Here is a 7,069-nt window from a genome sequence, read left to right as displayed (position 1 = left end):
TTGTCCCAGACTCTTGTTTCGTATTGCATGGTTTTAGAATAAAAGACAAGACTTTCGAAGTAATTGCGAGAGTCTTGTTTAGTTTTTATGCTAACGAGTGTCCAATTAATTAGATTGTAATTCGCTCATGTACCAATTTAATGGATCGTTCTGTAACCTGTTGTCTTCTCTCTTCATTCCTCATCTAAGAGAATTCTGGTGATTTATGGTAAAATAAGGTCTATATATGTGAGGACAAAGAGATGATTAATAGAATTACAGACAACAAATTTAAACTAGTATCCAAATACCAACCGTCTGGGGACCAACCGCAGGCCATTGAACAGTTGGTGGATAACATCGAAGGTGGCGAAAAGGCTCAAATCTTGATGGGGGCAACTGGTACGGGGAAGACCTATACTATGAGTCAGGTCATTGCCCAGGTCAATAAGCCGACCCTGGTCATCGCCCACAATAAAACGCTAGCGGGCCAGCTCTATGGGGAGTTCAAGGAATTTTTCCCTGAAAATGCGGTCGAGTACTTCGTATCTTACTACGATTACTACCAGCCAGAAGCTTATGTGCCATCGAGCGATACCTATATCGAAAAAGATAGTTCGGTCAATGATGAGATTGACAAGCTTCGTCACTCAGCAACCTCCGCTCTTTTAGAACGAAATGACGTCATTGTAGTCGCGTCTGTTTCGTGTATCTATGGGTTGGGTTCGCCTAAGGAATATTCCGACAGCGTGGTCAGTTTGCGTCCTGGTCTGGAGATTTCTCGAGATCGTTTGCTCAATGACTTGGTGGACATCCAGTTTGAACGCAATGATATCGACTTTCAACGGGGGAAATTCCGTGTCCGTGGAGATGTGGTCGAGATTTTCCCAGCTTCGCGTGATGAGCATGCCTTTCGAGTCGAGTTTTTCGGGGATGAGATCGAGCGGATTCGTGAGATTGAAGCTTTGACCGGCCAGGTTCTAGGAGATGTGGACCACTTAGCGATCTTCCCAGCCACTCACTTCGTGACCAATGATGACCATATGGAAGTGGCCATTGCCAAGATTCAAGCGGAACTAGAAGAGCAGTTAAAAGTCTTTGAAAAGGAAGGGAAGTTGCTAGAAGCTCAACGCTTGAAACAGCGTACTGAGTACGATATTGAAATGCTACGGGAGATGGGCTACACCAATGGCGTCGAAAACTACTCCCGTCACATGGATGGCCGGAGTGAAGGAGAGCCTCCCTACACCCTCCTTGACTTCTTCCCAGAAGATTTTCTCATCATGATCGATGAAAGCCACATGACCATGGGACAGATCAAGGGCATGTACAATGGTGACCGCTCGCGCAAGGAGATGCTGGTCAACTATGGTTTCCGTTTGCCATCTGCCTTGGACAACCGGCCACTGCGTCGGGAGGAGTTTGAAAGCCATGTCCACCAGATCGTCTATGTGTCTGCGACACCAGGCGACTATGAGATGGAACAAACGGATACTGTCATTGAGCAGATCATTCGTCCGACAGGTCTACTCGATCCCGAGGTGGAAGTGCGTCCGACCATGGGTCAAATGGACGATCTCTTGGGTGAGATCAATGCGCGTGTAGAACGTGGAGAGCGGACTTTTGTCACCACTCTGACCAAGAAGATGGCGGAAGACTTGACCGATTACTTCAAGGAAATGGGGGTCAAGGTCAAATACATGCACTCGGACATTAAGACCTTGGAGCGGACGGAGATTATCCGTGATTTGCGTTTGGGCGTTTTTGATGTCTTGGTCGGTATCAACCTTCTTCGGGAAGGGATTGACGTACCGGAAGTGAGTCTAGTTGCCATTCTCGACGCGGATAAGGAAGGTTTCCTCCGTAACGAACGGGGGCTGATCCAGACCATTGGTCGTGCTGCTCGTAATAGCGAGGGTCACGTGATCATGTATGCGGACACCATGACCCAGTCTATGCAAAAAGCCATCGATGAAACAGCCCGTCGTCGGAAAATCCAGATGGCTTATAATGAAGAGCATGGTATTGTACCACAAACCATCAAGAAGGAAATCCGTGACCTGATCTCTGTTACCAAGGCGGTGGCCAAGGAAGAGGACAAGGAAGTGGATATCACCAGTCTCAACCGCCAAGAGCGCAAGGAACTGGTCAAGAAACTGCAAGGTCAAATGCAAGAAGCAGTCGAAGTGCTTGATTTCGAGCTGGCAGCGCAAATCCGCGATATGATGTTGGAAGTCAAGGCTTTGGATTAGATAGGATAAAGCGAATGAAGATTATCATTAAAACAATGGAAACTCCTGAAGAGATAGAAGGAAAATCTCTCGTTCATTGGCAAACGTGGAGAGAGGCTTATGACGATCTTTTACCCGCGGAATTTCAGGAGACGATGACATTAGAAAAATGTCGTTTCTTTAGTCAAAAGTATCCAGAAAATACCTTGATTGCGATGGATGGAAAGAAGGTCGTTGGATTTATCAGCTATGGAAATTTTTGTGATGAAGCCATTCAAGCTGGTGAAATCATCGCCTTATATGTTTTAAAAGATTACTATGGAAAAGGTGTGAGTAAACAGTTAATGCATGCTGCATTTGCCGTTCTCGATCATTTCTCTGAGATTTATTTATGGGTGTTGAAAGATAATAAGCGAGCTATTGCTTTCTATCAAAAAATGGGTTTTACTTTTGATGGTCAAGAAAAAATACTTGAACTTGGAAAACCTGTTAAGGAGTTGCGGATGATGTGTTCTTCAAATAATAATTCTTAAAGAACGTATCTATCAATCTTTGAATCATTATCAATTAATCAAGTAAAAAAATAAAAGAGATAGAATGAACTAAAGAAATGAAGGAGAAGACGAATGAAGATTTTAGTGATCAATGGGCACCCTGATCCAGAAAGTTACTGTCAGGCTATTTTTCAAACCATTGTCGAAACGATTGATCCAAGTCGCCATGAGCTTAAAGTGATCAGTCTCAATGAAGAGGACTTTGATCCTGTTCTTCGCTATGGTTATCGAAAGAGGATGGAGGAAGATTCCTTTATCCTTCGTTCTCAAGAATGGATCCAGTGGGCGGATCACCTGATCTTTGTCTATCCCATCTGGTGGAGTAGTATGCCGAGTCTTATGAAAGGTTGGATCGATCGGGTCTTCACACCTAGGATTGCCTACTCGGCCAATGATCAGGGGAGCTTTATCTGGAATTATCTGAGAGGCAAGCAATTCAAGAAGTTGCTCAAAGGTAAAACGGCCAGTATTTACGCAACCTCCATGGCGCCTACTTGGTGGTACAAAATCTTTTCAGGCCCTCTCAACATTCCAGATAGTTATGGTATTTCTGTCTTAAAGAATGCAGTTTTGAACCACTGTGGGATTAAAACCAAGCGTGTCTGCATTTTAGGAGAAGTTGGTCGGGATGTGAACACCGCTAGCATGCGGGAACAGCATCTTCAAAAGGTAGCAGCAGAAGTGGAAAAACTCTGAGTAAATCCTTAAGGTTAGGGAATGAGGGTAATGAAGCAGAAGAAAAATACTGTAAAGAAGGTCAACCATCAAAATAGAATAAAGAGTAAAAGAAGCTGGTTAGATCGCTTAAACTTGTGGCTTGAAAGGCATTCAGGTATTGGTATGCTTTTGGATTTTATCATGTTTTTAGCAATGGGAGCGACCCTAGGTGTCTTTCTTTTTGACAATGATCTAATCCCAAGGACTTACCGTGATTTTAATTATCTATTTCCTTTATTCATGAATCTATATTTATTGCTGAATGGATTGTATTTTAATGTCTTTCGAGTGCAGAAAGATGACCGATCTTCCATTGAAAATTTCGCAACCGTCTTTTTGTACCTGAATGCAATTACGTCTGTTGTGCAAATTGGGTTTGGGATCAAAGGACGACGTATGGGAGATTATATTCCAGCGCTTTACACCTTGAATCTGAAATACATCTGGTTTCCTATCGTGACCTATGCGATCTTCTTTATTCTAGCGGCCTTGATCTTGTTCATAATAAAATTGAGGAAAAAGAAGAGAAAGCAGGAATGATTAAACTCATAAAAGTATTTCAAATTATTTATATTCTTTTACTGATTTTCATGCTAGCTAATTTTCTTTTAGGATTCTATGGCTACGCATTTACACCGCTCCTGTGGAATCCCTGGCTGTATCTTGGAGCTGGGACGGCTTTTGCTCACATCTGGCATCGATTCTATCGAAAACATGCTCCAAATTGGAAGAATCTTATTAGTGTTCTTTTGAGTCTCTTTGCTATGGTGATTTTGGTATTTTTCATTGAGTTGTTCTTTACCTTTGATGGCCATGGTCCGGTAACAATTCACTCGGAATATTCGTTAAAAGAGAAGACCATTATCTTTGAGAGAGGCTTTCTTTTGGACGGGTTTGATGAATATCATGAGCTGGTAAATCCCTTTGTGATGAAGAAAGAGATACAAAAGAAGGTTTATGTTGATTAATTGTTAACATCATAGAAAGGAAATTTATGTCACGCGCAACATCTACTGTACTTACCAATCTTTGTTTGGTAGAAGATCCTAAGAATGGAAAAGTAGTCCTCCAATACCGCTCTCCAGAGCGTTACAAAAAATGGTCTGGTCATGCCTTTCCTGGAGGCCATATTGAAGAAGGAGAAAGTCTTGCAGAATCCGTCATCCGTGAAGTCTATGAAGAGACAGGACTGACGATTGCAGATCCAAAACTCGTCGCAGTCAAAGACTGGCCGCTAGACGATGGAGGTCGCTATATTGTCTTTTGCTACAAGGCAACAAGATTCTCAGGCCAGCTCAGATCATCTGAGGAAGGAGAAGTTTCTTGGGTTGAGAAAGACCAATTAGAACAGTTGGACTTATCCTACGATATGCTGCCTCTGCTGGAAGTGATGGAAGACCCAGATTTGTCCGAGTACTATTATCGCAAACGGACAGACGATGATTGGGAAAAATTAAGATTTTAAGCAAAGGGCTAGAGGGATCTAGCTTTTTTTGCTTGTAAGGTAAAAGAAGTAAGAATATTTCATTCGTGCTTGAATCTGCTCAGAAAAAGTACTATAGTATAAGCATAAAATACAATTGTAATCTTTCATACTGTGAATAGAAAGAAGGCAAGATATGAAATTACAATTTAGAATCCTTATAGGAATTTGCTTCTTGATCGGCGCCTTAGTCTTTGCCTTTCAAAAGGAATGGTTATACGCTTTGCTGTTGCTTTTAGTTGGGGCTTCTTACCTTTATAAAGGAGTGCGTCGATGAAGAGTGAGTGTTTAAACATCAAGGGGCTAAACGTTTGGTATAAAAAAGATAAGCCCATTATAAAAGATACGAATTTGTTTGTACCCAATCATTCTGTAGTAGGGTTGATTGGTCGAAATGGAGCAGGGAAGACAACCTTGCTTAAAGCTTTAAGTAGTGTCTTTGATCATCGGCAGTATGCAGTTGAGACTGTTACCATAGAAGACAAGGCGACCTCTTTTCATACAAATTTCTATAAGAGCCGCACCTATACAGTTTTTACTGAAAACAATAGTTTTTTAAACTGGGATTTTGTTCATTATTTTAATTTTGTCTGTCGTTTGTATCATCGAAAGAGAGATGAAACGTTATTGCAGGACTTGATTTCAGGCTTTCATTTTGAAGAATTTCTCAACACCGATATCGGTAGTTTGTCAACGGGAAATAAGAAGAAAGTCTTCTTGATCACAGCTTTTTATCTCAAACCTCCCCTCCTTATTTTGGACGAACCATTTGATGGCCTTGATTTTGATGCGACAGAATTTCTATATGGTTTGCTATTGCAATATAAAGAAGAAGGCTCTATTCTGATGAGTTCGCATATCGCAGAGAGTATCGTTCGGGTGTGTGATACAGCTTATTCTATTGAAGATGGTCACCTAGACGCGATCGAATCGAATTTAGAAGATTGGTTTCATGACATCAATCGTCAGAGGGGGTAGAGCATGCTACTAGCAATTTTTAAAGATTTGGTATCCAAAAATCGGCTCTTCTTGTTCTTGACTTCCTTAGCCTTTGCTCTTTATTACCATCTTGTTGGGGCAAAATTTTCTACGAGCTTTCAAGTCTTGCTGATCAGTACGGCTATTGTTACTGCTCTATCAACCTTTCAATTACTGTATTCCTACTTTTCGATGGACAGGGTCCAGGCCTACTACCAACTTCCTTTGTCTCTCAATCATTTCAAAGGGTCTTTTCTTGCGGTAACCTTTCTTCTCAATTTACTAGAGCGCGTGCTGTTATTGATCCTCTTTTTAGGAGTCAGGTTAGATCTGCTACAATCCTTTAAGCTCGTCCTCCTTTCCTTACTGGTGGTATTGAGTGTGTTTTATATCTTTATCCAGTTCAATACCAGGCCTAGTTTTCTAGGAGGAGTGCTCATTTTTGTAACGACTGTTCTTTCAGTATCTTCTTTATGGGTCCAACAAGTGTCCTATATGATCTTACTGTCAGCCCTCGTTGCTATCTTTATTTTTAAAAATGAGGACTTGATCGCGATTTCAAAAAATGATCAGTTGCTCGTCGCAAAGAGAAGAAGTGGCAATTATTTTTGGATTTCCTTATTTCAAGAGCGCTATTTTTCCATCAATTTTATCTTTACTCTCATCTTCCTCCTTCTCATTCTGATACAGGATTATGATGCTCCATTAAAAATCATCATCCTTTTAACGATTGCTTCTGTCAATACGCCATTAACCACCCTCATTTCCGCTGATAAAGATTTGATTGATCATGTTAAGTCACTTCCTAAGAGTCGGTTCTTTTACTTGATGTATTACCGTGTATTGCTGACTTATTTCTTAGCTGTGAATCTATTTGTTGCTCTATTATTAAAAATGGTGGTCATGCCTGACTTGGGGATCCTATTTTTACTAGGAGTGATGATTCTAGCAGTAGTTGAAGCTGTTTTGCACTTACTGATTGAAATCTATTTCCCTTTAAGAAAATGGAATTTAAAGAGGGAATGTTGGAAGCACCCAAGAAAATACATTGTGCCTAGTATCGTCTTCTTACTTAGTTGGAGTCTCCTTTTCTGCTTCTAAGGAATTGCCCCTTTGCTTGTATCTGC

Annotated in this window: 8 protein-coding genes; all 8 read left to right on the top strand. The window is 41.2% G+C overall.

What is annotated here, in order from left to right; translation table 11 throughout:
- The first annotated feature begins 242 nt into the window (after positions 1-242).
- The 8 genes from uvrB to O3629_RS07095 all read left to right on the top strand — a co-directional run bounded on the left by uvrB (position 243) and on the right by O3629_RS07095 (position 7,043).
- A complete protein-coding gene (uvrB, locus tag O3629_RS07130) occupies positions 243-2,231 on the top strand; it encodes an excinuclease ABC subunit UvrB (protein WP_371608966.1) in 1,989 nt (662 codons plus the stop codon).
- 14 nt (positions 2,232-2,245) lie between these two features.
- Positions 2,246-2,743 carry a GNAT family N-acetyltransferase gene (locus O3629_RS07125; RefSeq protein WP_371608965.1) on the top strand — a complete coding sequence of 166 codons (498 nt, stop codon included), beginning with the start codon at positions 2,246-2,248 and terminating at the stop codon, positions 2,741-2,743.
- Positions 2,744-2,836: 93 nt separating this feature from the next.
- Positions 2,837-3,460, top strand: a complete 624-nt coding sequence (locus O3629_RS07120) for an NAD(P)H-dependent oxidoreductase (RefSeq protein ID WP_371608964.1) — start codon at positions 2,837-2,839, stop codon at positions 3,458-3,460.
- 30 nt (positions 3,461-3,490) lie between these two features.
- Positions 3,491-4,021, top strand: coding sequence for a hypothetical protein (locus tag O3629_RS07115; protein ID WP_371608963.1), 531 nt, complete (start codon positions 3,491-3,493; stop codon positions 4,019-4,021).
- Positions 4,018-4,449: a hypothetical protein gene (locus O3629_RS07110; protein ID WP_371608962.1), complete on the top strand. Its 432-nt coding sequence runs from the start codon at positions 4,018-4,020 to the stop codon at positions 4,447-4,449. The genes O3629_RS07115 and O3629_RS07110 overlap by 4 nt, the downstream gene beginning before the upstream one ends.
- 26 nt (positions 4,450-4,475) lie before the next feature.
- Positions 4,476-4,946: an 8-oxo-dGTP diphosphatase gene (locus O3629_RS07105; protein WP_371608961.1), complete on the top strand. Its 471-nt coding sequence runs from the start codon at positions 4,476-4,478 to the stop codon at positions 4,944-4,946.
- Positions 4,947-5,237: 291 nt separating this feature from the next.
- Entirely contained in the window at positions 5,238-5,942 is a 705-nt protein-coding gene (locus O3629_RS07100; RefSeq protein WP_371608960.1) for an ATP-binding cassette domain-containing protein, read from the top strand.
- A gap of 3 nt (positions 5,943-5,945) precedes the next feature.
- A complete protein-coding gene (locus tag O3629_RS07095) occupies positions 5,946-7,043 on the top strand; it encodes a hypothetical protein (RefSeq protein ID WP_371608959.1) in 1,098 nt (365 codons plus the stop codon).
- Positions 7,044-7,069 lie beyond the last annotated feature (26 nt).

Origin of the sequence: Streptococcus sp. 27098_8_12, from assembly GCF_041432115.1 — a bacterium.
In the GTDB taxonomy this organism is placed as follows: domain Bacteria; phylum Bacillota; class Bacilli; order Lactobacillales; family Streptococcaceae; genus Streptococcus; species Streptococcus parasanguinis_V.
Note: the sequence above shows the minus strand (reverse complement) of the source record. Positions and strands in the feature narration are given on the sequence as shown.